Here is a 26,453-nt window from a genome sequence, read left to right on the forward strand (position 1 = left end):
TATTCTGTTAACACCTTTCTGACCGGGAACAGACAACCATGCGCCACTGTGTGATGGCCCTGCTGATACTCCTCGGGGCGCAAACAGCTGTCGGTGACGATACATCCCCAACCGGAATTCCGGCTACCCTGGCCTTCAATATCAGTAGCGGAGGCTACCCTCCGTTTACCATCATCCACGAAGACGGCAGTGTGAACGGTATTTTCTGGGATGTGCTCTCGGCAATCGCTGAGCAGTACCAGATCGAGCTGACGGCCGTACAGGTACCTCCAAAACGCAGTGAAAGCCTGCTCCTGTCAGGTCATCTGGATGTCACCATGCGGGCCATGGAGTGGGTGGACGAGCCAGAGTCCTTCGTATTCTCCGAACCTGTGATGATGACCCGGGACGCCATCTTCGTACACCGGGACAGGGCTCAGCAAATTAACGAGGTGGAAGATCTCGACGGCACCCTGCTGACACGGCTGGGCTTTCACTACCCCTGGCTTGAACAACGCCTGCGTGACGGGGCGGTATCCATCATTCCGGTCCAGGAACAGGAACCCATGTTGCGGCGCCTGTATCACGGGGGCACACGCTTCACAGGTGCCGTGAGCAACCTGCATGCCGGATACTGGACCCTTAAAAATGCGCCCTGGGGAGACAGCATCCGCGAGGCCCCCATCCAGCTGGACGACGTCGGCTATCGCCTTATGTTTGCCCCACGCCACCAGGCACTGGTGCAGGGTATCAACCGGGAACTCGAGCGTATGAAAGCGTCCGGGGAGCTGGAGCGTATCGTGCGCGCCTACCAGTAATGCAGCCGGTTACCCGTCAGAATCCGTAAAGCAGGGAAACCGAGGTTTCGGTGTCGGTATCTTCCGAATCCGGAGGTGCGTCGGACACATGGGTGACGCGGTAGGCCAGCTTCAGCGACAAATCTCCGACCACACTGGCCTGCACGGCGGTTTCCGACTCTGTAATGACGTTGTTTGCATCCAGGCCGATTTCGGTGGAGAGCTTCTGGCGGAACAGGGCGTTTTCGGACAGGGCAAAATCGAATTGCCCGGCCAGGCGCGCGATGGCCTCGTCCTCTTCCCGGTTACCGTCCTGGTCCGGCTCGTCGAGCTTGTTGAAGCGGTAACCCACACCGGCCGACAGGTCCAGGAAGGAGTCCTCGCCCAACTCCCAGACCCGATGACCATAACCCGTGGTGGCCGAAGAGCGGAAGTCATAGCCGGAAAAGCGGTCACTCTCCCAGGACCCACGAACGAACCAGAACTGGTTTTCGGAAAATTTGTAGTCCGTTTCTGCCTCGGCCCGGTACCGCTCCGCCGTGGTTTCATCCTCCGCTTCGGTGTAGGCCGAACGGAACTCCCCGATGTTGCGCCAGCTTTCGGTTTCATGCACCAGGCCGAGCCGCCCCTTGAGATTGGTCTCCTCCGAGTTACCGGTGGTGACCAGCAGGCCCAGCTCGGCCTCGCCTTCCCAGTTACCGGTCTGGGCGGTAGCGGCCAGGGGCATGCTCAGGGCGACAAGTGCCGCCATACGGGTAACGCGTGTCATGGGTTCTCCGTTGTCAGTTCCTGGTCAGGGGCCGGGTGCCGGATCAGGCAGACACTTTCTTGCCACCCTGCTCCCCTCGTGCACTGCGAGCCGCCTGTCGGGCGCGCTCAGCTTTCTTGCGGGCCTTTCGTTCGGCGATGATGCGGGCGGCTTCTCCACCTACATGGGCTTCGCCCCGCTCCCTGGCCAGGCGCACCTGACGCTCACGTTCAGCAAACCGGGCGCGCTGTTCATCCGTCAGGGTATCAACACACTGATGACAGCTGACGCCGCGCTCGTATTCCGGGCGCTGCTTGTCCGCCTCCGTAATGGGGCGGCGGCAGGCGTGGCACTGGTCGTACTGGCCCCGCTCAAGCTGATGGTTAACGGTTACCCTGTCGTCGAATACAAAGCACTCGCCCCGCCACAGGCTGTTCTCTTCAGGCACGGACTCCAGGTAATTCAGGATACCGCCTTTCAGGTGATACACCTCTTCAAAGCCCTGTTCCTTGAGGAACGCGGTGGACTTTTCGCAGCGAATACCGCCGGTGCAGAACATCGCGACCTTGCGATGCTTGCCTGGGTCGAGGTTTTCCTTAACGTACTCCGGGAACTCCCGGAAGGTATCGGTGGCCGGGTTCACTGCGCCCTCGAAGGTGCCGATTTCCACTTCATACTGATTACGGGTATCGATCAGCACCACGTCCGGGTCCGAGATGAGGTCGTTCCATGCCTGGGGCTCAACATACGTTCCTACGATGCGTTTCGGATCAATGCCTTCAACCCCCAGAGTGACGATCTCTTTCTTGAGTTTGACCTTGGTACGCTTGAACGGCTGGATATCGACAAAGGATTCCTTGTAGTCAATGCCGTCAAAACGCTCGTCCTTGCCGAGCCAGTCCTTGATGGCATCGATGCCGTCACGGCTGCCAGCAATGGTGCCGTTGATACCCTCCCGGGCAAGCAGCAAGGTGCCGTGGACATCCTTTGCCAGCATCAGCTCCAGCAGCGGCTGGCGTAATTCACGGTAATCATTCAGCACTGCGAACTTGTACAGTGCGCAGACAACAACATTCTGGGTCATGGTGACTCCTGCGGGCCGGACCGTAAATCCGGAGCATGGTGATTCAGTACGGCGCCAGCGAGGGCCGGCACCGTGATTGGCGGGCGAATTTTAACCAAACCGGGAATTGAAAACCAATCCGCGCGGGGGCGGAGGGCATTACTGTTCGTTCAGCTCACGCTCAACGACGGCAGACAGCTGTTCCCAGCCCGGACGGTTCAGGGGGATATTATCCACCAGTACGGTGGGAGTACTGGCAACCTGCAGCCGGGTAGCCACCTGGCGGCTTTCTTCGACGGCTTCACGGTGCAATTCGGATTCCAGGCACCGGTTGAAGCGACGGGTATTCAGGCCCAGGTCGTCGGCATAGTCGGAGAATTGCTCGCCCGCATCCGACAGAGAGTCCCAGCTCGACTGCTCTTCAAACAGGCGGTCGTGCATGGCCCAGTACTGGTCCTGGTCACCGGCGCAACGGGCGGCCATGGCCGCGGTCATGGCGTGGGTATGCTGCCGCAGGGGGAGATCAAAGAACACGAAACGCACTTTACCGGACTCCACATACTCTTCCTTCAGACGCTGGCTGGCCCCCGCGAAGCGAGCGCAAGCCGGGCACTGGTAGTCGGCAAACTCCCTCACCACGACCCCGGCATCTTCCGACCCTACCGAAATACCATAGCGATCCAGCTCCGCCGGAAAGGCCGGGGTATCTTCAGACACATCCGGAAGGTCACCTGTGCCCGTCAGCGACGGCTGGGTAAGGTAATAGAGCGCGGCCAGCACGGCCACGGCAATAATCACGAGTCCGGCATACACCACGCCCTTGCGGGATCGGTTACGGGGGGCCGGGCTCCCGGTTTCCTGACGACGCTTGGCTTCACCCATGGGTAATCTCCTGCACGAATCTCTGAAAGGGCGCTATTGTGCGAAGTTTGTGGCAAAGGCACAACTCTCGGGGCGGCTATGCCAATGACGGTGAACCCGATCCTCGTTGGTACGTACTATGTTTTAAACCGGCTACAGGGGCACACCATGCTCGGATTTCTGAAACCCGACCCAAAGAAAAAACTGAAAAAGGCCTACGAGGAAAAGCTCTCCAGGGCTCTGCATGCCCAGCGAAACGGCGACCTCCGAACGCACTCCACGCTGATGGAAGAGGCTGAGGCCCTGTATGCACAGATTCAGGCACTGGAGAACGAGGGGAGGTAACCGTACTGTCCCGGGCGCACGGTCAGGCAACCGGGACGGCGCCATTGCCGCCCCTGTCTTGCATCAGAGGGTATATCTCAGTCGGTAATGAACTGTGCCAGCAAACGGTTCAGGCGATCCACTTCCCGGCGCATGTCGCGGACCTCGTCCAGCAGGTCCAGGGACATGGCCAGTCCGGGCAGGTTGATCTTGAGGTCCCGTTGCAGACGCTGCGCCTTGCGAAGCCGCGCCAGGGCTTGCAGGTCAAAGGCCCAGTCACGGGCTTCCTGTGTGTCGTTCACCGGTGAGATCACGCCATGGCTGACCAGCTTGATCACGAATTCCGCGTGGCATTCCCCGCGCTCACAGATTTCCCGTAGCGTGAAGGTGCCCGCCGGGTCATCCAGCTCAACGGTGATTATGGTATCCCTGATTGTCATCCTGTCCCCCTGTCACACATGCAGCTTGCTACGCGGATTGAAGTGCTTTTCGGCGTCTGCCAGTTGCTGGTAGAGCGCCTCGGCCTCTTCGCTGTGCTGTTCCGGCATCACCACCTGCAACACCACGATCTGGTCTCCCGGGTGCTTCCCGGGTAGCCCCTTGCCCTTGAGCCGCAGCTTGCGGCCGCTGTTCGAACCGCCGGGGATTTTCAGGTTGACCTTGCCAGCCACGGTTGGAACGGTGACGCTGGCCCCCAGGGCTGCCTCCCAGGGGGCGACCGGAACTGTCAGCAGCAGATCCCGGCCTTCCACGGTAAATAACGGGTGTGGCGCCAGCTCAACCTCAATAAACAGATCGCCGTTCCCGCCACCGCCGATACCGGGAGAACCCTGTCCCTTCAGGCGAATATGCTGCCCATCCCTCATGCCGGCAGGAATCTTCACTTTCAGGGTCTTTGGCCTGGCGACGATGCGGCCCTGATCGTCCACCTCATGGACAGTGAACTGAACCTGCTTTTCACAGCCATGGTAGGCCTCCTCCAGGAACAGGGCCAGGCGGGCGTGTATATCTTCACCCCGGCTGCGCATGTTCTGGCGGAAACCGCCGAAGCCACCTCCGGTGCGGCGTCCACCGCCAAAGATTTCCTCGAAGAAGTCACTGAACTGGTGGGCATCAGCCTCGGTGTAACCGCCACCACCAAAACCGGATGCGCTCTGCCAGCCGGGGGGCGGCTCGAACGAACCATCACCGCGGGCACCGTACTTACGCAACTGATCGTATTCGGCCCGTTTTTCCGGGTCTTTGAGTACCTCGTAGGCTTCACCTACGTCCTTGAACTTTGCGTCAGCATCGTCTTCCTTGCTGACATCCGGGTGATACTTCCGGGCCAGCTTGCGGTAGGCCTTCTTGATCTCTTCCGGAGAGGCCGACTCGCTCACACCGAGTGCGGCGTAGTAGTCCTTGAAGTCCATCGATTGTCCTCGCGCCTCAGGTTAGATAAATCCCTACCTACCTATAGTTGACGCGAATACCGAAATTACAAGTCGGCCCCCTCGTGTTCCCTTGCTTTATACACCGTTGTTGTCGAGGCGGCGTTGCCGTTTTTCATGGTAGGCAATAAGGCGGGATATGTTACGCCGGACGGTCATGGGCTGCCGGGCATTGAGCAGGGTAATCACCTTGCCGCCCGTTCCATTGATCGCCAGGGTGCCATAATTGAGCAGTTGGCCGAGCCAGCTTTGTCTGATCAGTTTAGAGCCTTCGAGCTTGCCGGCATGTATCTCGTCGGCATCGCGCCAGATAACCCCCGCCTTGTCGATAACTCGTCGACTGGTAATCGTCATCTCACTACCCAGCACGATCATCAGTCGCCGGATAAAGGTCAGAACACCCTGCAGCAGAAAAAACAGGGCGACCACCAGAAGCAGGGTGTGCGGGGTATCGAAAACAACTGACACGGGATCGGCCTTGACCGTATCCATGTCGGGCACACCCAGGCTATAGACGCCTGACGTCACAGCAACGCCGACCAGGATAAAGATCACAGGGCTGGCGAGGGTAATCCAGTGGGTCCGGGTCTGGAAAACGATCTTCTCGCCGGGCTCCAGGTTCCTGGCGGCATAGCCGATAATTTCAATTGACATGGCTGTCCTGCACCTTACGGCTTATCAGGGTTGGGGTTGTTTGTCGACGCAGGTTCGCAAAGGCTTTGACCACGGAAGGGATATCGGGGAGGTGCAACCTTTGGCCTGCACAGGACAGGAATGTGGAGTAAGCAGGCACAGGGGCCAGGCCATGCTGGCCCCTGCACAGGCAAGACCGCTTACTTGACCTTCGGGTCCAGCTCGCCAGCCTCGTAACGCTCGAACATCCTTTCCAGGTTGATCGGCTTGATCTTGCTGGCATTACCGGCAGTACCGAACGCCTCGTAACGGGCCACGCATACTTCGGTCATCGCCTTCATGGTTTCCTTGAGGAACTTGCGCGGGTCAAACTCGGCCGGATTCTCGGCCAGGAAGCGACGTACCGCACCGGTGCTGGCCAGGCGCAGGTCGGTGTCGATATTCACCTTGCGAACGCCGTGTTTGATGCCTTCCACGATTTCCTCAACCGGCACACCGTAGGTTTCCGGGATCTCACCGCCGTACTGGTTGATAATTTCCAGCCACTCCTGGGGCACGGAACTGGAGCCGTGCATGACCAGGTGGGTGTCCGGGATGCGGGCATGGATCGCCTTGATCTGCTCGATAGCAAGGATGTCGCCGGTGGGGGGACGGGTAAACTTGTACGCCCCGTGGCTGGTGCCGATGGCGATGGCGAGGGCGTCCACGTGGGTCTTCTTCACGAAGTCTGCCGCTTCCTCCGGGTCGGTCAGCATCTGGCTGTGGTCCAGCGTGCCTTCGGCACCAATGCCATCCTCTTCACCGGCCTGCCCGGTCTCCAGGGAGCCCAGACAACCCAGCTCGCCTTCCACCGAGACACCACAGGCGTGCGCCATATCAACAGTTCGACGAGTCACGTCAACGTTGTAGTCATACTCGGTGGGGGTCTTGCCGTCTTCACCCAGGGAGCCGTCCATCATCACCGAGCTGAAGCCCAGTTGGATGGAGCGCTGGCACACCGCCGGGCTGGTGCCGTGATCCTGGTGCATGACAACCGGGATATGCGGGAATTCTTCCACCGCCGCCAGGATCAGGTGGCGCAGGAAGGGGGCACCGGCGTACTTGCGGGCACCGGCAGAGGCCTGGACAATCACCGGGGAGTCGGTCTTGTCGGCCGCTTCCATGATGGCTCGCATCTGTTCCAGGTTGTTCACGTTAAAAGCGGGCACACCGTAACCATGCTCGGCGGCATGATCCAGAAGTTGCCGCATCGAAATCAGGGCCATGGGTTTTCTCCTTGCTAGATAGATTTTTTCGAAGCTGGTCGTGTAGTTTCGGAGCCAGGGTGGGGGGAGGCTTTCAGGGACCTTCGAAAACAGGGACGTTTTCGAAGAGCCTCCATGGACGGATCCACGGCGTGTCCCGGAAAGCCTCACCGCTCCCTGGCGGCAGGCACCAAAATCAGGCGCCCCGCTCTTCCAATACCGCTACTGCAGGCAACGTCTTGCCTTCCACGAATTCCAGGAAGGCACCGCCGCCGGTGGAGATATACGAGATCTTGTCAGCTACGCCATACTTGTCAACCGCCGCCACGGTATCGCCACCGCCGGCCAGCGAGAACGCACCGCTCTCAGCAATAGCATGGGCCAGGGCCTTGGTGCCATTACCAAACTGATCGAATTCAAATACACCGACCGGGCCATTCCACAGGATGGTCCTGGCGTTCTTGAGAAGCTGGGCGAATTCGCCGGCGGTCTCCGGGCCGACATCCAGGATCATATCGTCCTCGGCGACGTCGGAAATGTTCTTCACCGTCGCGGTGGCATTTTCCGAAAACTCCGGAGCAACCACGACATCGACCGGAAGCGGAATTTCCACGCGGGAGGCAATGTCCTTGGCGGTGTCGATCAGGTCATGCTCACACAGTGACTTGCCGACCGGATGCCCGGCGGCTGCCAGGAAGGTGTTGGCGATACCGCCGCCCACAATAATCTGGTCACACACCTTTTCCAGCGCGTTCAGAACATCCAGCTTGGTGGAAACCTTGGAGCCGCCAACAATGGCGACCACCGGCTTCGCCGGATTGTCCAGGGCCTTGCCCAGGGCATCCAGCTCCGCCGCCAGCAGGGGGCCAGCGCAGGCTTCCGGGGCGAACTTGGCAACCCCGTGGGTCGAGGCCTGGGCCCGGTGGGCGGTGCCGAAGGCGTCCATCACATAGACATCGCACAGGGCAGCGTATTGCTTTGCCAGCGCCTCGTTGTCTTTTTTCTCACCCTTGTTGAAGCGCACGTTCTCGAAAAGCACCACCTCACCGTCGGCCACTTCGACACCGTCCAGGTAGTCCTCGATCAGGCGAACGTCCTGCCCCAGCAGACCGGTCAGGTGCTCAGCCACCGGCTTCATCGAGGAAGCCTCGTCATAAACGCCCTCTTCCGGGCGCCCCAGGTGAGACATCAGCATGACCTTCGCACCGGCATCCCGCGCCGCCTTGATGGTGGGCAGTGAGGCACGGATGCGTGCGTCGCTGCTGACCTTGCCGTCTTTTACGGGTACGTTCAGGTCTTCCCGGATCAGAACCCGCTTACCCGCGAGGTCCAGGTCAGTCATTTTCTTGATGGCCATAATCGCAGTTCCATTTTCCTGAGAGTTCGAATGCTTTTTTTGCCACGGAATCCACCGCCCTTCGACAAGCTCAGGGCGAACGGAAAAACACGGAAAAAGAAAAGATTAAATAATTTTTTTAGCCACTAAACCCGCGAAAGAACACGAAAGTTAAAACAGACAGATTTTTAGAGCAGTCCAGTTTTTCGTGTTCTTTCGTGGTTTTCGTGGCAAGTATCTTTATCTTTTTTCCGTGTTCTTCCGTGGATTCCGTGGCCAATCAATCTTTTTTACCCAACCAACACTGAGCTACATCCAGCATCCGGTTGGCAAAGCCCCATTCATTATCAAACCAGCACAGCACCTTCACCATTCGCCCGCCGGTGACCCGGGTCTGGCCGCCATCGACGATGCCGGAGTGGGCATCGTGGTTGAAGTCGGAGCTGGCCAGCAGTTCGTCGGTATAGCCCAATACACCCTTGAGGCCGTTCCCAGAGGCGTCCGCCAGCAGGCGATTCACCTCGCCAACGGAGGTTTCACGGCGAACGTTCACCACCATATCGATGGCCGAGACGTTCAACGTGGGCACCCTCATGGCGACTGAGCTGAACCGGTCTTTCATATCCGGTAACAGCCGCTCGATACCCCGGGCCAGACCTGTGTCCACCGGCACGATATTGTGCAGGGCGCTACGGGTACGACGCAGGTCCTGGTGATGGTAGGCGTCGATAACCGGCTGGTCGTTCATGGCCGCATGGATGGTGGTGGTACTGCCCTGCTCCACTCCCAGGGCCTCATCCAGCACCTTTATTACAGGCACCAGGCAGTTGGTGGTGCAGGAGGCCGCCGACACGATGCGGTCCTCGGCTTCCAGGCTATTGTCGTTCACACCGAAAACCACCGTGCGATCCACATCCGGCTCCGCCGGCTGGGAGAAAAGCAGTCGACGGGCGCCCGCTGCCAGGTGCTGCTCTGCCGTGGCACGATCACTGAAAGAGCCGGAACACTCAAGCACCAGGTCCACGTTCAGCTCACCCCAGGGCAGGCCGTCGGGTTCGGCACTTCGCAGCACCCGGATGGCATCGCCGTTTACGACCAGGTGGTCACCCTGTGCCTGCACGTCACCACGAAAGCGTCCGTGGGTGGAGTCATAGCGGGTCAGGTGGGCGATGGTGTCCAGGTCCGCCAGCTCGTTGATGGCCACCACCTGCAGCCGGTCACGGTAGCCATTTTCATAGAGCGCACGCAGCACGCACTGGCCAATGCGGCCATAGCCGTTAATGGCAATGCGTGCAGGGGCTCCGTTGCTCATCAGTTATCCAGCAACTCGAGGGCGGTATCGACGATGTTGTCGACGGTGAAACCGAATTCCCGGAACAGCTCACCAGCCGGGGCAGACTCACCGAAGGTGCTCATGCCAATCACCCGGCCGTCCAGGCCCACATACTTGTACCAGTAATCTTCGATGGCAGCTTCAATGGCAATGCGGTTGGTCACATCCAGCGGCAGCACCTTCTGCTTGTACTGGGCACTCTGGGCATCGAATACCTCGGTGGACGGCATGGAAACCACCCGCACCTTGTGACCTTTCTCCCGCAGGGCGCCAGCCGCATCCTGAGCCAGGCCGACTTCAGAGCCGGTGGCGATCAGGATCAGGTCCGGGGTGCCGCCATCGTCAGAGAGGATGTAACCGCCCTTGGCCACGTCTGCCAGCTGCTTGTCGTCACGGTCCTGGTGCGGCAGACCCTGGCGGGAAAAGACCAAGGCAGAGGGCCCGTCCGTGCGCTGGAGGGCGGCTTTCCAGGCCACCGCAGATTCAACCGCATCCGCCGGGCGCCAGGTGTTCATGTTCGGGGTAGTACGCAGGCTGGCCAGCTGCTCGATGGGCTGGTGGGTCGGGCCATCTTCACCCAGACCGATGGAGTCGTGGGTGAACACATAGATGGAGCGCTGCTTCATCAGTGCGGCCATGCGCACCGCGTTGCGGCAGTACTCCATGAAGATCAGGAAGGTGGCGCCATAGGGCACGAAACCACCGTGCAGGGCGATGCCGTTCATGATGGCCGCCATGCCGAACTCCCGCACACCGTAATAGATGTAGTTACCGGAAGCGTCATCCCTGGTCAGGCCCTTGCTGTCGCTCCAGATGGTCAGGTTGGAGCCGGCCAGGTCCGCAGAGCCGCCCAGCAGTTCGGGCAACAGGGGGCCGTAGGCATTCAGGGTGTTCTGGGAGGCCTTGCGGCTGGCGACGGTTTCGCCCTTTTCTTGACACTCGCGGATGTAGGCGTCCGCCTTCTCTGCAAAGTCTGCCGGCAGGTCACCGTTCATACGGCGCTTGAACTCGGCGGCCAGTTCCGGCTCGGCCTTCTCGTAGGCGGCGAAGGCCTCGTTCCAGGTGTTTTCGGCCGCAGTGCCTTTTTCTTTGGCGTTCCAGGCGGCATAGATGTCCTCGGGAACTTCGAACGGACCATGGTTCCAGCCCAGCTTTTCGCGGGTCAGCTGGATTTCATCATCGCCCAGCGGCGCGCCGTGACAGCTCTCGGTGCCCTGCTTGTTGGGCGAGCCAAAGCCGATGATGGTCTTGCAGCAAATCAGCGTAGGCTGGTCGGTATTGGCACGGGCACTCTCGATGGCCGCGCGGATGGCGTTGGCGTCATGGCCGTCCACCGCCGGGATCACTTGCCAGCCATAGGACTCAAAGCGCTTCGGAGTATCGTCGGTGAACCAGCCGTCCACCTCGCCGTCGATGGAGATGCCGTTATCGTCATAGAAGAAGATCAGCTTGCCCAGGCCCAGGGTGCCGGCCAGTGAGGCCACCTCGTGGGAGATGCCTTCCATCAGGCAGCCGTCACCCAGGAAGGCGTAGGTGTAGTGGTCAACGATGTCGTGGCCGGGGCGGTTGAACTGGGCACCCAGGGCCTTCTCGGCAATGGCGAAGCCAACAGCGTTGGCAATACCCTGCCCCAGCGGACCGGTGGTGGTTTCAACACCCGGGGTGTAGCCGTATTCCGGGTGACCCGGGGTCCTGGAGTGCAGCTGACGGAAGTTCTTGATGTCGTCAATGGAAACGTCGTACCCGCTCAGATGCAGCAGGGAATACTGCAACATGGAGCCATGCCCGTTGGACAGCACGAAGCGGTCACGGTTGGCCCACTGGGGGTTGGCCGGGTTGTGGCTGAGGTAGTCATTCCACAGCACCTCGGCGATATCCGCCATACCCATGGGCGCACCCGGGTGGCCGGACTTGGCTTTCTGAACCGCATCCATGCTCAGCGCGCGAATGGCGTTGGCGAGATCGTTACGGGACGGCATTGACGTTTCTCCAGTATTTGTCAGGAAACATAAGCGAACGAAAAAAGAAGGCGCGTATTTTCGCCGATTAGTGGGCACCGGGGCAAATCGACGTGGTGGCCGGGACGGCAGGGATTACCGAACCACGCCCGACGGACCAGATAAACTCTATATCAATTTTTTTTGATATAGATGTTGATCAATCCGCAACCAGCCACTAGACTTGCCGCCATGACCAGTATGAAAGCTCCCGCCCTGCCCGTCGGCCTCGATGCCCTCGCCCCGCTCTACAAGGCTTGCGGTGATCCCCTGCGCCTTGAAATCCTGCGGGTGCTGCGGCGGGACACGTTCGGCGTGCTGGAACTGAGTCAGTTGTTCGACGTCCGTCAGTCCGGCATGAGTCACCACCTGAAAGTGCTGCACAAGGCCGGGCTGATTGAACCCCAGCGGGAAGGCAACGCCATCTTCTATCGCCGCCCGCTGCACCTGGCCCCGGGCCAGCTGGGCGTCGTCGATTCTGCGGCCCAACAGGTCTTCAGCACCATCGACCGGATACCGGTAGCCAGCCATCTGCAGGAAAAGATCGAAGCCATCCGCAGCCAGCGCGCGGACCAGTCCCAGGCGTTCTTCGCCCGCCATGCGGACCAGTTCCGGGAACAGCAGGAATTGATTGCCGCCTTTGACTTGTACGCGGAACCAACGGCAGACCTGATCCGGGCCCGGGCCGCCCAGCACAACTGGCAAACCGCCCTGGAAATCGGCCCCGGCGAGGGCGCCTTCCTGCCCGTACTGGCTGGTATCTGTTCGCGAGTGGTGGCGGTGGATAACTCCACCGACATGCTGCGCAAGGCGCAGCAGACCTGCGCCGACGAATCGCTGGATAACGTGGAGCTGGTTGAGGGCACCACGGCCACCCTGCTCCCGAAGACCGAGCGGTTCGACCTGGTCGTCGCCAACATGGTGCTGCACCACGTACCCAGCCCCGCAGACATCTTCCTGGAGGCCAGCGAACTGATGGCCCCCGGCGGTTACCTGGTGATCAGCGATCTGCGTCGGCACGACCAGGACTGGGCGCGGGAGAACTGCGGTGACCTGTGGCTGGGCTTCGAACCGGAGAAGCTGAATGTCTGGGCCAGCGATGCGGGACTGGAAACCGGCGAAACCCTGTTCATCGGCCTGCGTAACGGCTTCCAGGTACAGGTACGGGAATTCCGCAAGCCGGAAACCCAAGCCCAACAATGAATATCAAAATTCTTTGATATAAAATCCGTTGTCAATTTGAACCGTATTGGTTAACAACCAGGCGGGACCAACATCACACTGAAAACAGGGCAGCAAACTGCCCGCCAGCTCAAGAGGAGCCTGTGCTATGTCTGACTACAGCATCTTTACTTCCGAGTCGGTCTCCGAAGGCCATCCGGACAAACTGGCCGACCAGATCTCCGATGCCGTACTGGACGCCATCCTGAAAGACGACCCCCACGCCCGCGTCGCCTGCGAAACCATGGTCAAGACCGGCGTCGCCATTATTGGCGGCGAAGTGACCACCAGCGCCTGGGTCGACCTGGAAGACCTGGTCCGTGGCGTCATCAAGGACATCGGCTACACCTCCTCCGATGTGGGCTACGACGGTGATACCTGCGGCGTAATCAACATCATCGGCAAGCAGTCAGTCGACATCGCCCAGGGCGTGGACCGGCAGAAACCGGAAGACCAGGGTGCCGGTGACCAGGGCCTGATGTTCGGCTTCGCCAGCAATGAAACCGACGTGTTGATGCCGGCGCCGATCACCTTCTCCCATCGTCTGGTCCAGCGCCAGGCCGAGGCCCGCAGGAGTGGCCTGCTACCCTGGCTGCGCCCGGACGCCAAGAGCCAGGTCACCTGCCGCTATGAAGACGGCAAGGTGGTCGGCATCGACGCGGTGGTCCTGTCTACCCAGCACGACCCGGACGTCACCCAGGCGGACCTGAAAGAAGCGGTGATGGAACTGATCGTCAAGAACACCCTGCCGGCGGAGCTGCTGCACAAGGACACCCAGTTCCACATCAACCCCACTGGCAAGTTCGTCATCGGTGGCCCGGTTGGCGACTGCGGCCTCACCGGTCGCAAGATCATCGTTGACACCTACGGCGGCATGGCCCGCCACGGTGGCGGCGCCTTCTCCGGCAAGGACCCGTCCAAGGTAGACCGCTCTGCGGCCTATGCCGGCCGTTACGTGGCCAAGAATATCGTCGCCGCCGGCCTGGCCGAAAAGTGCGAGATCCAGGTGTCCTACGCCATCGGCGTGGCGCAGCCTACTTCGATCTCCCTGAACACCTTCGGCACCGGCAAGATCAGCGACGACAAGATCGTCCAGCTGGTCAGGGAACACTTCGACCTGCGCCCCTACGCCATCACCAACATGCTGGACCTGCTGCACCCCATGTACCAGCAGACCGCCGCCTACGGGCACTTTGGTCGTGAGGCGTACGAGATGACGGTCGGCGGCAAGACATTTACCGCCTTCCCCTGGGAGAAAACAGACCGGGCGGCTGCACTGAAGGACGCAGCGGGCGTTTAAAGACACTTTTTTTAGCCACGGAATCCACGGCCCTTCGACAAGCTCAGGGCGAGCGGGGGCACACGGAAAAAAAGATGTAATGATTTTATAGCCACTAAATCCACGAAAGAACACGAAAAGTAAACACCAGGATACCTTCAGTGCGATTCGTCTTTATTTCGTGCTCTTTCGTGGATTTAGTGGCAGAACAGTTTTTTTCTTTATCTTTTTCCGTGTTCTTCCGTGGATTCCGTGGCAAACCATTCTTTTTAATGAACAGGAGAACACCATGAGCACTCCGGCTGAACAATTGAACAGCTTCGACGACTACAAAGTCCGCGATATCACCCTGGCCGACTGGGGCCGCAAGGAAATCAACATTGCCGAGGGCGAAATGCCCGCACTGATGGCCCTGCGCAACAAGTACAAGGGTGAGCAGCCCCTCAAGGGCGCCAACATCATGGGCTGCATCCACATGACCATCCAGACCGCTGTCCTCATCGAGACCCTGATCGAACTGGGCGCCGATGTACGCTGGTCCTCCTGCAACATCTTCTCCACCCAGGACCAGGCCGCCGCCGCCATCGCGGCCCGGGGCATCCCTGTGTTTGCCTGGAAGGGCGAGACCGAGGAAGAGTACGAATGGTGCCTCGAGCGCACCGTCGGCGCCGACGTGGACGGCTGGGAGCCCAACCTGGTACTGGACGACGGCGGCGACCTGACGGCCCTGCTCCACGACAAGTACCCGGAAGTCCTGGAGAAGTGCCACGGCGTTACCGAAGAAACCACCACCGGCGTCCACCGCCTGCAGGAAATGCTGCGGGAAGGCACCCTCAAGGTGCCGGCCATCAACGTTAACGACGCGGTCACCAAGTCCAAGAACGACAACAAGTACGGCTGTCGCCACAGCCTGAACGATGCCATCAAGCGCGCCACCGACCACCTGCTGGCCGGCAAGAAGGCACTGGTCATCGGTTACGGTGACGTGGGCAAGGGCTCCGCTGCTTCCCTGCGCCAGGAAGGCATGATCGTCAAGGTCACCGAGGCCGATCCCATCTGCGCCATGCAGGCCTGCATGGACGGTTTTGAAGTAGTCTCCCCGTACATCAACGGTGAGAACACTGGCTCCGAAGACAGCATCAACCGGGACCTGCTGGGCAACACCGACCTGCTGGTGACCACCACCGGTAACATGAACGTGTGCGACGCCAACATGCTCAAGGCCCTCAAGAGTGGCGCGGTGGTGAGCAACATCGGCCACTTCGACAACGAAATCGACACCGCCTATATGCGCAAGAACTGGGAGTGGGACGAGGTCAAGCCGCAGGTACACGTGGTTTACCGGGACAAGGCCAGTAATGACCACCTGATCCTGCTGTCCGAAGGCCGCCTGGTGAACCTGGGCAATGCCACCGGTCACCCCTCACGGATCATGGACGGCTCCTTCGCCAACCAGGTGCTGGCCCAGATGCACCTGTTCGAGAAGAAGTTTGCCGACCTGCCCGCGGGCGACAAGCCGGCCAACGTCTATGTGCAGGTCCTGCCCAAGAAGCTGGACGAGGAAGTGGCCCGCGCCATGGTGGAAGGCTTCGGTGGCGTGATCACCAGGATGACCCCGGATCAGGCGAAATACATCGGCGTGCCCGTGGAAGGCCCCTACAAGCCGGAAAGCTACAAGTACTGATTGGAAACAGACATGGAATCCCAGAAGCAATTCAAACGACGCTTCAGTTTCGAGTTTTTCCCGCCCAAGACGGACCAGGGCCGGGAAAAACTCCAGACCGTGCGTGACCGCCTCGCGGAGGTACACCCGGACTTTTTCTCCGTCACCTTCGGTGCTGGCGGCTCAACCCGGGATCGCACCATTGAAACGGTGCTGAACCTGCACAGCCAGGGCATCTCCACCGCGCCCCACCTGTCCTGTGTGGGTGGCACACGAAAGAGCATTGCCGAGCTGCTGGATATCTACCGGGAAAGCGGCGTCAACCGCATCGTCGCCCTGCGGGGCGACCTGCCCTCGGGCATGGGTGCCTCCGGCGAGCTGCGCTACGCCAACGAACTGGTAGCCTTCATCCGCGAGCACAGCGGTGACACCTTCAACCTGGAAGTGGCCGCCTACCCGGAGTTCCACCCCCAGGCCCGCAACGCCGAGGAAGACCTGAAGAACTTCGCCCGCAAGGTGGAAGCTGGCGCCAACAGCGCCATTACCCAGTACTTCTTCAATGCAGACAGCTACTTCTATTTCATCGACCGCCTGGAAAAGATGAACATCACCATCCCGGTGGTGCCGGGCATCATGCCCATCGTCAACTTCTCCAGCCTTGTGCGCTTCTCGGATATGTGCGGCGCGGAAATCCCCCGCTGGATCCGCAAGCAACTGGAAGCCTACGGCGATGATTCAGACAGCATCAGGAAGTTCGGTGAGGAAGTGGTCACCCGGATGTGTGAGCGGCTTCTGGCCGCCGGCGCACCGGGCCTGCACTTCTATACACTTAACCAGGCCGAAGCCAGCCTGAATATCTGGAACAATCTTGGCCTGGCCAACCGGGACAAGATCTCGTTCTGAGAAAATCCGCCAGCCGTGGCAGGCTCACGGCTGGCGGGACTATTCAATGCAGCATATCGGGATGATGTTCGACCAGCCACCAGAGATACTCGGCGGTGAAGGGTACGTTGCTTTTTACGCGCAAAGACGTTAACCGCTCAACACCTTCAGGAAAGGGCGGTGATGGCAAGCGAATGTCTTCTGCCCGCATACCCATGCCTACCGTCAGGCCACCCTCGTATAGACCAATATTGCTGATTGGTGTCAACTCGATCTCAGTCCCGTCCTGAGCCACCACAACGACTTCGGGTGCCACCAGCTCGCCTGACTCATTCCTCAAATCAAAATAGTGATCTGGGTCATTGGAAAGATCATCACCGTAATTGAAGTTCGACGAAAACTCATCCGAATCAACAACAATATGAAGCCCCTGAACCCCCTCCCTGTTAATCTTCAGAGGCTCATCTAGTTCCAATACTTGCCATTGAGGACCTATTGTTATCGGTCCGGGAATTTTTTGGTTTTCCTGAAAATCATTTTGGGCCTCGCAGCCCTGAATATTAAGACCAATGGCAAGGGTTATTAGTGGAAGCAATCGCATTTCACGCCCCCAGCGTGAATTCGCCGACACATCGAAGCGCACGGGCCTTCCGCAAAGCCCCCGGGCCGGCCACGTGCGGTCGTACATCCCGAATCCATGCGCCTGCAGTCATGCTCATCGTCTTAGCAGGACCTCTTCCATGGCATTGGGCGTAACCCGGATTCTGACCGTACTACTCTCTTGCTCCAACTCCAGGTTAGCCTCCACACCAACCCTCGAATACTTAGTTATTTGAAGGTCAATGACCGCCGTATCCAACAGGCCTGACTCCCGCCACGCCACACCGTGGACCTGCCCCCTTTGCCCCAGCCTGAATACGTTTGTTTCCGGTTGCTCATCGAAAGTCGAAACTGTCAGATAATACTGAAACCGGCATGTACCGCGAGTCTCTGGATAACACGAGGACTCAACAATCGGAACCTCGATCAATCGTACAAACAGCGGTTTTTCGATATCTGGTGAAGCACCGTTCAAGTCCCGAATCTGGCCATAAGCCACCGCACCCCTGAACTCGCTACCCAGCGATGAGCATCCGGCCAAGGTCAGGAAAAAGGCAAAAAGCACTATTTTCATGCAGACCTCTAGTTTACCGAAAAATGAATATGGTCCTTGTGCCCCGACACATGGTGCGGCTCTCCGAGCTTCTTTTTGAAAAGTGGTCCGAAATTTTCTCTTATATGGACATAAGACTCGGCTCTGTTTTGCAAAGCATCAGTAATCGCCCTCACAGCCTGATCAGATGAATAGGACACAGACATTTTAAGGCCATTTATCCTGGAGATATCTACAGCTTTCCCTTCACCCTGAACATGCCGGCTTGGAAAAACATGCTGATCATTTGCGGACGAGATATAAACTTTCTCCAGGATATATCCTGATGCCACTTCAGGCGACAAGACATGCTTCAGTAGATCGAAAACCTTTTGATCCACAGATCTATTTACATTCTCTGCGAACTCAATGGATACGCCATTTATTGAACCAGGGATATTAGACATAAAAAATCCTTTTTAAGATCGTCCTTGCGGCAAGGCAGCACTATCCCTTGCCACTTTCCTATGGATTAGCTGCAGAAGAAAACCTGAAAACACACACGGTAGAATCAGATAGACTCAGAATTTGTGCATGCTCCGTTGCACTGCGGGCCAGTCCTACCAGAAATAATCCCTGAAACAGGAAATACTTGCAATACCTGAGCCACTCTCTGGTGGCATAATGGTCGAGAGATAACCCATCAGATCCTGCGAACAAAGTTATGAGTGCTGGCAGGCAAGTCGCATCACCCCAGCGGCTTTGATCCGCACTCACCCTGCGGGGATGCGAAGAGGACGAAAACAGGCCAGGTCCGGGGCCTCATCCGTCAGCTGCCCCATTAACGGTAGTGATGCCGTCGCTACAACCGTAAGCCTGCACCCGACCATTAAACAACCTCCGGGTTCACTGACAGGCATAGCGGCAACCTGGAGATGTACTTGTTGCCGGGAAGTAATTGGCAAACTCTGCGACCTCAGTCGAAAACCGCGAACTGACCACCCTCCTGCAAAACATCGTTATATGATCTATCCTGATACAGGTATGTACCTAATCTGAAAGGAGATCCCATGAACACCAACTGGATGAAACCCCTTGGCGTGGCTGCTGCGCTTTCGCTGACGACCACCTTCGCAGCCGCTGAAACCCTGAAAGTGGTTACCGACCCCAGCTTTGTACCCTTCGAGATGATGGACCAGGAAACCGGTGAGATGATCGGTTTCGATATGGAAATCATTGCCGAGGTCGCCGAGCGTGCCGGGTTCGACTATGACCTGCAGACCATGGACTTTAACGGCATCATCCCGGCCCTGCAGACCGGTAACGTGGACATTGCCATTGCCGGCATCACCATCACCGAAGAGCGCGGCGAAATCGTTGATTTCTCAGATCCCTATTACGATTCCGGCCTGCGCATGCTGGTGCGGGTCGATAATGATTCCGTCGAGGCTATCGACGACCTGGAAGGACTGAAAGTAGGCACCAAGATAGGCAGCACCAGCTATGACTTCCTGACCCGCGAACTGGAAGACAACGATGGTGTTACCCCCTACCCTGGCAGCTCCGACATGTACATGGCCCTGATGAGCCGCTCCATTGACGCGGTGTTCTACGACGCTCCCAACGTGGGTTACTTTGCCCAGACCAAGGGCGAAGGCCGGGTAAAAACCGTTGGGCCGCTGTACGAAGGCCAGCAGTACGGCATCGCGCTGAAGAAAGGCAGTGAGTGGGTGGATGAGGTCAACGAGGCCCTTGCCTCCATGAAGGACGATGGCACCTACGACGAAATCTACAAGAAATGGTTTGGTGAACTACCAGACAGCGAGTAAGACAGCTCACTTACCACCACCAGCGCCGGAGCCCGAGTGCTTCGGCGCTTTTCATTGAACTGAGCGGAGAAACAGCGCGTGGAGTTTCAGTTCCAGTTCGACTGGCAGGCAGCGATTCAGTCCATTCCCTTTCTGCTCAAAGGCATTCCCTACACCCTACTGATATCCTTCGGCGGCCTGGCCATCGGCTTTTTGCTGGGTATTATCTTCGGGCTGCTGAGTATCAATAAACGCTGGTTCCTGCGCTGGCCTGCGACAGCCTACATCGAGGTTTTCCGGGGCACGCCCATCCTCGTGCAGGTGCTGTTCATTTTCTACGGCCTGCCGGACCTGGTCGGCGGGCCGATCGACCCACTGACCGCTGGCATCGCCGCCATTGCGCTGAACTCAGGCGCCTATATTTCGGAAGTGGTCCGCGGTGGCGTCCAGTCCATCGACAAGGGCCAGACCGAAGCGGGCCTTTCCCTGGGCCTGTCCCGCACCCAGACCTTCTGGTCCATCGTCTGGCCCCAGGCCTTCCGCCGCATGATCCCGCCCCTTGGCAACCAGGCCATCGTCTCCATCAAGGATACTTCGTTGTTCTCGGTGATCGGCGTGGGCGAGCTGGTGCGTCAGGGCCAGGTTTACATCGCCAATACCTTTACCGCGTTCGAGGTGTACTTCGTGGTGGCGATCATGTACCTGATGATTACCCTGTCACTGTCACTGATCCTGCGCCTGGTTGAACGGCGCGGGCTGACGTCGGTTTGAGGAGCGGGAGTATGAGCCAGATTGTAAAAATGCAAGGTATGAACAAGTACTTTGGCAAGCTCCACGTACTGAAGGACATTAACCTGACGGTGGAAGCCGGCGAAGTGGTGGTGATCATCGGGGCCAGCGGCTCCGGCAAGTCGACACTGATCCGCTGTGTGAACGGCCTGGAACCCTTCGAGTCCGGCAAGCTGGAGGTAGATGGCCACCCGCTGGCGCCCAAGGGTGGCAATCAGAAATCCCTGGCCGAGATCCGCAAGGAAGTGGGTATGGTGTTCCAGCAGTTCAACCTGTTCCCCCACCTGACGGTGAAGAAGAACATCATGCTGGCGCCCATGAAGGTCAAGAACACGCCCCAGGTGGTGGCCAATGGGACAGCAGAACGGCTACTCCAGCGGGTCGGTATTGCCGATCAGGCCAACAAGTACCCCAGCCACCTTTCCGGCGGCCAGCAGCAGCGGGTGGCCATTGCCCGGGCACTGGCGATGGAACCCCGACTGATGCTGTTCGATGAGCCGACCTCCGCCCTGGACCCGGAGATGATCGGTGAGGTTCTGGATGTCATGCGGGAGCTGGCCAAGGAAGGTATGACGATGATGGTGGTGACCCATGAGATGGGCTTCGCCCGGGAGGTGGCTGACCGGGTGATCTATATCCACGAGGGTCAGATTGTTGAGGAAGGCAAGCCTGAGGATGTGTTTGATAACCCGCAGAATGAGCGGACCCAGTCGTTTCTTTCCCGGGTTCTTAAGCACTAAGCGGGTGACCAAATAGGTCCTCATGTTTTGGGGGCTGGACCGGGGGTGGTGGTAGCGCTTTCTCCGCCGCAATTCAGGGGCCATCCCTGGCACCCGCCTTGCTCCGCGCCATCCATGGCGCTGCTGCGAAAGCGCTACCACCACCCCCGATCCGCTCTAGCAATCGAGTTGCCTCCACTAAAAGCCGTTGGAATATCCATCTAACTCAATTCTTTGTTCTGCAGACCAGTAAGTTCCCGAAAACTGCTGACGCCAAAATAACTCCAGTGGCGTTATCGCAAAGGCCCGTCGGACGTGTGGTGTAGGGGGGATTTCGTAACAGCGCCAGGGATGGCGCGGAGCAAGGCCGGCCCAGGGATGGGCCGTGAATTGCGGTGGAGAAATCCCCCCTACACCATGCGGCCAGCCCCCAAACCAGCCAGGCTACCAACAAAAAACAGCCCCTTCCTACCAACCTCCGTTAACTGTATTATCCATTCTGGTTAACAGCCAACATCCACCAATAAGCAAACAGAACCGGAGCCAAACATGCGCAATGCCGACCTGGTCGCCCGTGACCTGAAATCCGTCTGGCACCCCTGTACCCAGATGAAGGACCACGAATCCCTGCCGCTGATCCCCATCAAGAAAGGCGAAGGGGTCTGGCTGGAAGACTTCGAAGGCAACCAGTATATCGACGCCGTCAGCTCCTGGTGGGTCAACCTGTTCGGCCACGCCAACCCCCGCATTAATGGCGCCATCCGCGACCAGATCGAGAAGCTGGAGCACGTCATCCTCGCCGGCTTCAGCCATGAGCCCGTGGTGGAGCTCTCCGAAAGGCTAATTGAAGTCACGCCCGAAGGACTGAACAAATGCTTCTACGCCGACAACGGCTCATCCGCCATCGAGGCGGCCCTGAAAATGAGCTACCACTACTGGAAAAACCACGGCAACCCCGGCAAGAAGAACTTCGTCAACCTGTCCAACAGCTACCACGGCGAAACCCTCGGTGCCCTGGCCCTTGGCGACGTAGCGCTCTACAAGGACACCTACCAGCCGCTGCTGATGGAAGTGCTCACCGCCCCCTCCCCAGACGCTTACAACAAGGAACCGGGCGAGACCGACGAAGAGTACGCACTGCGCCAGTTCGAGGCCATGGACAAACTGCTGGCCGAAAAGCATGACGAGATTTGCGCCGTCGTTGTCGAGCCGCTGATCCAGTGCGCCGGGGGCATGCGCATGCACCACCCCATTTACCACACCAAACTGCGGGAAGCCTGTGATCGTTACGGTGTACACCTGATCGCTGACGAAATCGCCGTCGGCTTTGGCCGCACCGGTACCCTGTTCGCCTGCGAACAGTCCGGCATCACCCCGGACTTTATGTGCCTGTCCAAGGGACTGACCGCCGGTTACCTGCCCCTGTCGGTCGTGCTGACAACGGATGACGTCTACAACGCCTTCTACGACGACTACGAAACCCTGCGTGCCTTCCTCCACAGCCACAGCTACACCGGCAATCCCATCGGCTGTGCTGTCGCCCTGGCCACCCTGGACATCTTCCGGGATGACGATGTGATCAACGCCAACAAGGCCCTGTCCCGCTGCATGACAGAGTCGGTCGCTCACCTGGCGGATCACCCGAACGTAGGCGATATCCGTCAGCATGGCATGACCATGGCCATCGAGATGGTCAAGGACCGCAAGACCAAAGAACCTTTCCCCTGGCAGGAGCGCCGGGGCATCCGGGTCTATCAGCACTCGCTGACCAGGGAGGCCCTGCTGCGCCCACTGGGGAACGTTGTCTACTTCATGCCGCCCTACGTGATCACCGAAGAGCAGATTCGCCACCTGGCGCAGGTGGCCACCGAAGGCATCGACATTGCGGTCCGCGACTGACCAGGGCCTGACCGACTGGCGCAAGGGCCCGGGTTTTCGGTAACCTGACGCCCTTGTGTCCGTTCCAGGCAGGTTAACTCTGTGCGCAACCCCAGAATCCATACCAGAGCGCCCTTACAAGCAGGGCAGACGGTAACCCTCGATGACAGTGCCGCCCACCATGTGGGCAAGGTACTGCGCATGCAGCCCGGCCAGCCGCTGGTGCTGTTCAACGGCGATGGCAACAACTACCCGTCCGAGCTTGACGAGGTTGGCAAGAAGCAGGTTACTGCACGGGTGCTTCAGGCACAGCCCAGCCTCAGCGAACCTCGCCTGAAGGTTGTGCTAGGCCAGGTCATTTCCAAGGGTGACCGGATGGACTACGCCGTCCAGAAGAGCACTGAGCTCGGGGTAGATACCATCGTGCCCCTGACCAGCGAAAGGTGCGATGTGCGCCTGAAAGGGGACCGGGAGGACAAGCGCATCCGCCACTGGCAACAGGTGGCCATCAGTGCTGCCGAGCAGTGTGGCCGGGCAACCGTGCCCACCATCACACCGCTTTCGACCCTCACTGACTGGTTTGAGCAAAGCCGGTGCTGTGACCTGCGGCTGGTGCTGCATCACAGGTCCGAGCAGGCGCTTGACCAGCTCGCAGCTCCGGCCAACGGGATAGCGCTACTCATAGGTCCGGAGGGGGGGCTCTCCGAGGCGGAGATCACCATGGCGCTGGCGCAGGACTTTCATCCTGCAGCACTTGGACCAAGGGTACTTCGGACAGAAACCGCTCCGGTGGCCGCCATCACACTTTGCCAATGGCTCTGGGGCGACTTGCGGGACTAACAACCACGGCCCGATCAGATCGCAGGCGCCTGCAGCGGGACTGTACTATACTGCGACAGCAGATTCGGGTTCGTAACCTCCCGAAAATCCAGACATCTTCAAGGAGACGCACCGGATGCCAGGTATTTTCTCCTGGATAAGAGCCAGGTTTTTCCAGCGCCACGGTGCCACGGATTCCAGCGCTGAAGACGAGAGCCAAGTCTCCGCCCCGACCCTGGCCCCGGAAGACTGGCAGGCGGACCAGAGTCGCCCTGCCAGGGACCGGCTGGATGACCACCTGTTCTGCTGGCTGCTGGACTGCAATCCGCGCCAACTTGTTACACCATCGCCTTTTACCGGCAAGGTCCTGAGGGAAATCGAAAACCGCCTGGAAAACAGCAGGCTGGAGGAGCTCCCCCGGCAACCCCTGACATTGCCGACGCTGATGCGAACCCTCGCCAGCGAAGCAACCACCCGCAAGGATGTAGCGCAGATCATCCTCAATGACCCAGCGCTCACCGACCAGGTCCTCCAGGTCGCGAACAGCCCCTTCTTCAAGGTGGGCGACCAGACGGTCGAGACGGTAGACCAGGCTGTCTTTCTGCTGGGGCTCGATGGCATCCGCAATGTCGCCTCGGCCTCAGTCATGCGCCCCATGTTGGCCGCCCGCAACTCCACCGAGTCCACCTTCACCCAAAGGGTCTGGCGCTGGGGCCTGAGCTGCGCCAGGGCATCGGAACTGATTGCCCTGAACCGCAAGGAAGAAAGCACCAGTTACTTTATGACCGGCCTGTTGCCCGCCCTCGCCTACCTCACACTGCGGCGGGAAGTACAGAGTATTATCCGGCGACGCTATCCGGACCAGCAGGCCACTCCGCAAATGTATTATGAAGTCACTCACCGGTTCGCCTGGGCCACCGCCCAGAAGATAGCGAAGGCATGGAGACTGCCCACCCGCTACCATGCTTTGTTACTGACCGCTGAACGTCCGGTACCCGGTGATGCCCAATCGCCACTGAACGATGGCCTGACACTGGGTACCCGCGAAGTTCTGCGGGATGCCCACCAGCGCAACCTCGCCGAAGAGGAGTTGCAGGCCTTGCTGTCACTCGATCCGCGGCAAACAGAAAAGGTCCGCCAGATACTGTCACGCTTTCTCGCTGAGGGACTCTCCAGCCGCTGACGCAATAACCGGACGTAACAGATCCGCAAAAGTACGGGTCTGGTCCGCGCTGACCGTGGGGTACATTTCCGGCGGCAATACGTTCGGCAGCCGCTCCATCACACCCTCCTCGTCTTCACGCACGGCCTCCAGCACATCGCCGACATGAATCAGTTCCAGGGCCCGCCCCGGTACCAGGTGGTCGCCTGACGAGCCGGCCAGGGTCAGTAGCCCCTTGCGGATGAGCTTGTCGGAAATCCGCCGGGTAATCTCACCGGGCACACGCATCTCCTGCTCCAGTGTTTCCTGCTGGGGCGCCGGCCCACCCTCGCTGAAGGGCCTGCACACCCGCCACATGAGCACGAGGGCCACCTGTTCCTGCAGTGCCGGGGAGGCATCCACATCCCGGCGCTTGGATACGTTTCCGGGGTTCTGCAGATAAAAGGAAATGCTGGAGCCCACCAGCAGGATCATCCAGTTAATGTAAATCCAGATCAGCAGGATAATGCCGATAGCGAAGCTGGAATAGATAGCCGCATAGCGGGTGGAGCCCGCCACAAACGAAGCGAAGATCATGCCCCCGGCCTGCCATGTCACCCCGGCTATCAGCCCCCCGATAAAGGCATACCGGAGTTTGACCCGGGTATTGGGAATAAAGATGTAGACGAACGTAAAGGCCGCTACAACCAGCATGAAAGGCGTCATCTTGCTGGCCGTCAGAATGGCTGTTCCAAACGGCTCGATCTCGACGAGACGTTGCACAATAGCGGAAGACAGGATCGTCGCCGTGATCCCGATAGCGGAAACCATCAGCAGCGGACCGATCATGATCACGCTCAGGTAGTTGCTGAATCGTTGCGCCAGGGAGCGCATCTCCGGCACCCGCCAGATCATGTTGAAGGAGCGTTCGATTTTCTGCACCAGGGCAATCACCGTGTAGACCAGCAATGCCAGGCCGACCGATCCAAGTACCCCCACCTTCATATTGTCCACGAAGCTGAGAATCTGCTCGGCGACCTCCGTGCCCTGCTCCCCCAGGGGCTGGAAGAACTGATACAGGAACGGCTCAATACGCTCGTGCACCCCCATGGCCTTGAGCACCGAAAAGCTCAGTGCCAGCAAGGGCACGATACTCAACAACGTGGTGTAAACCAGGCTCATGGCGTGGAGCGTTAACTGCCCACTGAGAATATCCCGGGCCACCGCGTAGGCAATCCGCCCTGCCTTGTAAAGCCAGGTCCAGGGCCACTGCTCGGGTGGATTGGGATTGGACAGTATCCACCGCTCGGCGGCCTTGAAACGCTCTTTGAACTGGAATGAAGCCACGCAATGTCCTTTGTGGATAGTCTGGTGCAC

At 59.2% G+C, this 26,453-nt stretch carries 26 protein-coding genes; 12 read left to right on the top strand and 14 right to left on the bottom strand.

All coding sequences use genetic code 11. The features are described 5' to 3' along the window. Positions 1 to 38: 38 nt before the first annotated feature. Positions 39 to 797, top strand: a complete 759-nt coding sequence (locus MLC59_RS05970) for a substrate-binding periplasmic protein (protein WP_248231989.1) — start codon at positions 39 to 41, stop codon at positions 795 to 797. A gap of 16 nt (positions 798 to 813) precedes the next feature. On the opposite strand, the gene MLC59_RS05975 is transcribed toward MLC59_RS05970, so the two are convergent. The 3 genes from MLC59_RS05975 to MLC59_RS05985 form a co-directional block, all read right to left on the bottom strand. Next, entirely contained in the window at positions 814 to 1,545 is a 732-nt protein-coding gene (locus MLC59_RS05975; RefSeq protein WP_248231991.1) for a DUF481 domain-containing protein, read from the bottom strand. 43 nt (positions 1,546 to 1,588) lie between these two features. After that, the gene (trhO, locus tag MLC59_RS05980) at positions 1,589 to 2,608 is read right to left on the bottom strand and encodes an oxygen-dependent tRNA uridine(34) hydroxylase TrhO (protein WP_248231993.1); all 1,020 of its coding nucleotides are present in this window, start codon (positions 2,606 to 2,608) and stop codon (positions 1,589 to 1,591) included. 138 nt (positions 2,609 to 2,746) lie between these two features. Beyond that, entirely contained in the window at positions 2,747 to 3,469 is a 723-nt protein-coding gene (locus MLC59_RS05985; protein WP_248231995.1) for a DsbA family protein, read from the bottom strand. 147 nt (positions 3,470 to 3,616) lie between these two features. Here MLC59_RS05985 and MLC59_RS05990 point away from each other — a divergent pair, with 147 nt between their 5' ends. Beyond that, entirely contained in the window at positions 3,617 to 3,793 is a 177-nt protein-coding gene (locus MLC59_RS05990) for a DUF6435 family protein (protein WP_248231999.1), read from the top strand. 77 nt (positions 3,794 to 3,870) lie between these two features. On the opposite strand, the gene MLC59_RS05995 is transcribed toward MLC59_RS05990, so the two are convergent. The 7 genes from MLC59_RS05995 to tkt all read right to left on the bottom strand — a co-directional run bounded on the left by MLC59_RS05995 (position 3,871) and on the right by tkt (position 11,727). After that, a complete protein-coding gene (locus tag MLC59_RS05995) occupies positions 3,871 to 4,212 on the bottom strand; it encodes a chaperone modulator CbpM (RefSeq protein ID WP_248232000.1) in 342 nt (113 codons plus the stop codon). 12 nt (positions 4,213 to 4,224) lie between these two features. Then, entirely contained in the window at positions 4,225 to 5,184 is a 960-nt protein-coding gene (locus MLC59_RS06000) for a DnaJ C-terminal domain-containing protein (RefSeq protein ID WP_248232003.1), read from the bottom strand. A 96-nt stretch (positions 5,185 to 5,280) separates the two neighbouring features. Continuing rightward, on the bottom strand, positions 5,281 to 5,856 hold the full coding sequence (locus MLC59_RS06005) for a PH domain-containing protein (protein WP_248232007.1): 576 nt from the start codon (positions 5,854 to 5,856) through the stop codon (positions 5,281 to 5,283). A gap of 179 nt (positions 5,857 to 6,035) precedes the next feature. Beyond that, positions 6,036 to 7,100: a class II fructose-bisphosphate aldolase gene (gene fba, locus MLC59_RS06010; RefSeq protein ID WP_248232010.1), complete on the bottom strand. Its 1,065-nt coding sequence runs from the start codon at positions 7,098 to 7,100 to the stop codon at positions 6,036 to 6,038. 175 nt (positions 7,101 to 7,275) lie between these two features. Continuing rightward, positions 7,276 to 8,436 (bottom strand): phosphoglycerate kinase, encoded by a 1,161-nt coding sequence (locus MLC59_RS06015; RefSeq protein WP_248232013.1) that lies wholly within the window; start codon positions 8,434 to 8,436, stop codon positions 7,276 to 7,278. A 259-nt stretch (positions 8,437 to 8,695) separates the two neighbouring features. Continuing rightward, the gene (gene gap / locus MLC59_RS06020; RefSeq protein WP_248232015.1) at positions 8,696 to 9,727 is read right to left on the bottom strand and encodes a type I glyceraldehyde-3-phosphate dehydrogenase; all 1,032 of its coding nucleotides are present in this window, start codon (positions 9,725 to 9,727) and stop codon (positions 8,696 to 8,698) included. Then, entirely contained in the window at positions 9,727 to 11,727 is a 2,001-nt protein-coding gene (gene tkt / locus MLC59_RS06025) for a transketolase (protein WP_248232016.1), read from the bottom strand. Before tkt ends, gap begins: the two co-directional genes overlap by 1 nt. Positions 11,728 to 11,937: 210 nt before the next feature. Here tkt and MLC59_RS06030 point away from each other — a divergent pair, with 210 nt between their 5' ends. The 4 genes from MLC59_RS06030 to metF all read left to right on the top strand — a co-directional run bounded on the left by MLC59_RS06030 (position 11,938) and on the right by metF (position 16,811). After that, a complete protein-coding gene (locus MLC59_RS06030; RefSeq protein WP_248232020.1) occupies positions 11,938 to 12,948 on the top strand; it encodes an ArsR/SmtB family transcription factor in 1,011 nt (336 codons plus the stop codon). Positions 12,949 to 13,075: 127 nt separating this feature from the next. Next, entirely contained in the window at positions 13,076 to 14,266 is a 1,191-nt protein-coding gene (metK, locus tag MLC59_RS06035) for a methionine adenosyltransferase (protein ID WP_248232023.1), read from the top strand. A 268-nt stretch (positions 14,267 to 14,534) separates the two neighbouring features. Continuing rightward, complete coding sequence (gene ahcY / locus MLC59_RS06040; protein WP_248232025.1) at positions 14,535 to 15,929, top strand: adenosylhomocysteinase; 1,395 nt, start codon at positions 14,535 to 14,537, stop codon at positions 15,927 to 15,929. A 12-nt stretch (positions 15,930 to 15,941) separates the two neighbouring features. Beyond that, entirely contained in the window at positions 15,942 to 16,811 is an 870-nt protein-coding gene (gene metF / locus MLC59_RS06045; RefSeq protein ID WP_248232028.1) for a methylenetetrahydrofolate reductase [NAD(P)H], read from the top strand. Between the two features lie 43 nt (positions 16,812 to 16,854). Here the strand turns inward: metF and MLC59_RS06050 are convergent, their stop codons facing one another. From MLC59_RS06050 to MLC59_RS06060, 3 genes are all read right to left on the bottom strand, one after another. After that, positions 16,855 to 17,433: a hypothetical protein gene (locus MLC59_RS06050; RefSeq protein WP_248232030.1), complete on the bottom strand. Its 579-nt coding sequence runs from the start codon at positions 17,431 to 17,433 to the stop codon at positions 16,855 to 16,857. A 72-nt stretch (positions 17,434 to 17,505) separates the two neighbouring features. Then, complete coding sequence (locus MLC59_RS06055) at positions 17,506 to 17,964, bottom strand: hypothetical protein (protein WP_248232037.1); 459 nt, start codon at positions 17,962 to 17,964, stop codon at positions 17,506 to 17,508. Between the two features lie 8 nt (positions 17,965 to 17,972). Next, complete coding sequence (locus tag MLC59_RS06060; RefSeq protein ID WP_248232038.1) at positions 17,973 to 18,389, bottom strand: hypothetical protein; 417 nt, start codon at positions 18,387 to 18,389, stop codon at positions 17,973 to 17,975. A gap of 603 nt (positions 18,390 to 18,992) precedes the next feature. Here MLC59_RS06060 and MLC59_RS06065 point away from each other — a divergent pair. The 6 genes from MLC59_RS06065 to MLC59_RS06090 all read left to right on the top strand — a co-directional run bounded on the left by MLC59_RS06065 (position 18,993) and on the right by MLC59_RS06090 (position 25,118). After that, positions 18,993 to 19,751, top strand: a complete 759-nt coding sequence (locus tag MLC59_RS06065) for a transporter substrate-binding domain-containing protein (protein ID WP_248232041.1) — start codon at positions 18,993 to 18,995, stop codon at positions 19,749 to 19,751. Between the two features lie 78 nt (positions 19,752 to 19,829). After that, complete coding sequence (locus MLC59_RS06070; protein WP_248232042.1) at positions 19,830 to 20,501, top strand: amino acid ABC transporter permease; 672 nt, start codon at positions 19,830 to 19,832, stop codon at positions 20,499 to 20,501. Between the two features lie 11 nt (positions 20,502 to 20,512). After that, positions 20,513 to 21,259 (top strand): amino acid ABC transporter ATP-binding protein, encoded by a 747-nt coding sequence (locus tag MLC59_RS06075; protein WP_248232044.1) that lies wholly within the window; start codon positions 20,513 to 20,515, stop codon positions 21,257 to 21,259. Positions 21,260 to 21,787: 528 nt separating this feature from the next. Further along, positions 21,788 to 23,137, top strand: coding sequence for an adenosylmethionine--8-amino-7-oxononanoate transaminase (locus MLC59_RS06080; protein WP_248232050.1), 1,350 nt, complete (start codon positions 21,788 to 21,790; stop codon positions 23,135 to 23,137). Positions 23,138 to 23,218: 81 nt separating this feature from the next. Beyond that, the gene (locus MLC59_RS06085) at positions 23,219 to 23,956 is read left to right on the top strand and encodes a 16S rRNA (uracil(1498)-N(3))-methyltransferase (RefSeq protein ID WP_248232052.1); all 738 of its coding nucleotides are present in this window, start codon (positions 23,219 to 23,221) and stop codon (positions 23,954 to 23,956) included. A 115-nt stretch (positions 23,957 to 24,071) separates the two neighbouring features. Next, positions 24,072 to 25,118, top strand: a complete 1,047-nt coding sequence (locus MLC59_RS06090) for an HDOD domain-containing protein (protein WP_248232053.1) — start codon at positions 24,072 to 24,074, stop codon at positions 25,116 to 25,118. Here the strand turns inward: MLC59_RS06090 and MLC59_RS06095 are convergent. Beyond that, positions 25,083 to 26,423, bottom strand: coding sequence for a YihY/virulence factor BrkB family protein (locus tag MLC59_RS06095; protein WP_248232055.1), 1,341 nt, complete (start codon positions 26,421 to 26,423; stop codon positions 25,083 to 25,085). The genes MLC59_RS06090 and MLC59_RS06095 overlap by 36 nt on opposite strands. Positions 26,424 to 26,453 lie beyond the last annotated feature (30 nt).

Source organism: Marinobacter bryozoorum (assembly GCF_023156245.1).
GTDB lineage: Bacteria > Pseudomonadota > Gammaproteobacteria > Pseudomonadales > Oleiphilaceae > Marinobacter > Marinobacter bryozoorum.

Bases quoted from the DNA above. Each gene is read 5' to 3' on its own strand.
- MLC59_RS05970 (WP_248231989.1), top strand. From the start codon at position 39: ATGCGCCACTGTGTGATGGCCCTGCTGATACTCCTCGGGGCGCAAACA.
- MLC59_RS05975 (WP_248231991.1), bottom strand. From the start codon at position 1,545: ATGACACGCGTTACCCGTATGGCGGCACTTGTCGCCCTGAGCATGCCC.
- trhO (WP_248231993.1), bottom strand. From the start codon at position 2,608: ATGACCCAGAATGTTGTTGTCTGCGCACTGTACAAGTTCGCAGTGCTG.
- MLC59_RS05985 (WP_248231995.1), bottom strand. From the start codon at position 3,469: ATGGGTGAAGCCAAGCGTCGTCAGGAAACCGGGAGCCCGGCCCCCCGT.
- MLC59_RS05990 (WP_248231999.1), top strand. From the start codon at position 3,617: ATGCTCGGATTTCTGAAACCCGACCCAAAGAAAAAACTGAAAAAGGCC.
- MLC59_RS05995 (WP_248232000.1), bottom strand. From the start codon at position 4,212: ATGACAATCAGGGATACCATAATCACCGTTGAGCTGGATGACCCGGCG.
- MLC59_RS06000 (WP_248232003.1), bottom strand. From the start codon at position 5,184: ATGGACTTCAAGGACTACTACGCCGCACTCGGTGTGAGCGAGTCGGCC.
- MLC59_RS06005 (WP_248232007.1), bottom strand. From the start codon at position 5,856: ATGTCAATTGAAATTATCGGCTATGCCGCCAGGAACCTGGAGCCCGGC.
- fba (WP_248232010.1), bottom strand. From the start codon at position 7,100: ATGGCCCTGATTTCGATGCGGCAACTTCTGGATCATGCCGCCGAGCAT.
- MLC59_RS06015 (WP_248232013.1), bottom strand. From the start codon at position 8,436: ATGGCCATCAAGAAAATGACTGACCTGGACCTCGCGGGTAAGCGGGTT.
- gap (WP_248232015.1), bottom strand. From the start codon at position 9,727: ATGAGCAACGGAGCCCCTGCACGCATTGCCATTAACGGCTATGGCCGC.
- tkt (WP_248232016.1), bottom strand. From the start codon at position 11,727: ATGCCGTCCCGTAACGATCTCGCCAACGCCATTCGCGCGCTGAGCATG.
- MLC59_RS06030 (WP_248232020.1), top strand. From the start codon at position 11,938: ATGACCAGTATGAAAGCTCCCGCCCTGCCCGTCGGCCTCGATGCCCTC.
- metK (WP_248232023.1), top strand. From the start codon at position 13,076: ATGTCTGACTACAGCATCTTTACTTCCGAGTCGGTCTCCGAAGGCCAT.
- ahcY (WP_248232025.1), top strand. From the start codon at position 14,535: ATGAGCACTCCGGCTGAACAATTGAACAGCTTCGACGACTACAAAGTC.
- metF (WP_248232028.1), top strand. From the start codon at position 15,942: ATGGAATCCCAGAAGCAATTCAAACGACGCTTCAGTTTCGAGTTTTTC.
- MLC59_RS06055 (WP_248232037.1), bottom strand. From the start codon at position 17,964: ATGAAAATAGTGCTTTTTGCCTTTTTCCTGACCTTGGCCGGATGCTCA.
- MLC59_RS06060 (WP_248232038.1), bottom strand. From the start codon at position 18,389: ATGTCTAATATCCCTGGTTCAATAAATGGCGTATCCATTGAGTTCGCA.
- MLC59_RS06065 (WP_248232041.1), top strand. From the start codon at position 18,993: ATGAACACCAACTGGATGAAACCCCTTGGCGTGGCTGCTGCGCTTTCG.
- MLC59_RS06075 (WP_248232044.1), top strand. From the start codon at position 20,513: ATGAGCCAGATTGTAAAAATGCAAGGTATGAACAAGTACTTTGGCAAG.
- MLC59_RS06080 (WP_248232050.1), top strand. From the start codon at position 21,788: ATGCGCAATGCCGACCTGGTCGCCCGTGACCTGAAATCCGTCTGGCAC.
- MLC59_RS06090 (WP_248232053.1), top strand. From the start codon at position 24,072: ATGCCAGGTATTTTCTCCTGGATAAGAGCCAGGTTTTTCCAGCGCCAC.